The following is a 776-nucleotide window of genomic DNA, read 5'->3' as shown; positions in this document are numbered from 1 at the left end:
TGACTTGGCTCAGATTAGTACGGTGTTCCCACGGCACGGCGCCGAATATCGCTCACGATTTCTACTAACTCCGGCGGTAGCGGCACTGCCGCGACCGCCTCGTGCCCGCCGACATTGATCCGCATCTCCCGGTAACCACGCAGCGTCTGCACCAGTTTCTTCAACGACCACCCCGATGCCGACTCCAGCCAACGACCCACCGCCAACGCCGCCATCACCACCGTCAGGTGAGCATCAATCGACTGCTTGAGCGTGTGGAAGATCGGTCGGGCCTTCAGATCCGACTTCGCCATCCGGAATGACCGCTCAATCTGAAACAACCGCCGGTAATAGCCGATGATCACCATCGGATCCTCATCCAACCTGCTGGTCACGTAGGCTTTGATCCCTGCCAGCTCGCGGTGCTGGGAAGCGAGTTCGAGGTTGACTTCCTTGGTCGTCTTTCCCATTTTCACGTACCGGTTGCGCTTGACCGGGGTCTTTCCTTCTGCGATGTTGCGGGCCTTGCGCAGTGACTCGTCAATCCCCTTGACGGTCCGGCGGGCTCGGTCGGCGGAGTAGTGGTAGATCGTCCGTGACGGTCGGATCCCCTTGGCCGGGTCGCCGGGATCCCGGCTGACCCAGATCTGATCGTGGGTGTACTCGACCCCGGGATGGTCGTTGCGCCACTTCCAGATCGGGTACGGCAACTCCCTGGTCTTGCCACCCAGGACATATGACAGGCCGGCGGCGTCCAGGTCCCGCCGGTTGGCCTCACTGATCATCCCGGCGTCGGC

1 protein-coding gene is annotated in these 776 nt (G+C 61.9%); it reads right to left on the bottom strand.

The window, feature by feature from the left end; genetic code table 11:
• Positions 1-14 precede the first annotated feature (14 nt).
• The coding region (locus ACT3UN_RS16515) for an IS1634 family transposase (protein ID WP_444657668.1) at positions 15-776 on the bottom strand (762 nt) is incomplete at its 5' end.

It is taken from the genome of Corynebacterium sp. AOP12-C2-36 (assembly GCF_052379185.1).
Taxonomy (GTDB): Bacteria; Actinomycetota; Actinomycetes; order Mycobacteriales; family Mycobacteriaceae; genus Corynebacterium.
Note: the sequence above shows the minus strand (reverse complement) of the source record. Positions and strands in the feature narration are given on the sequence as shown.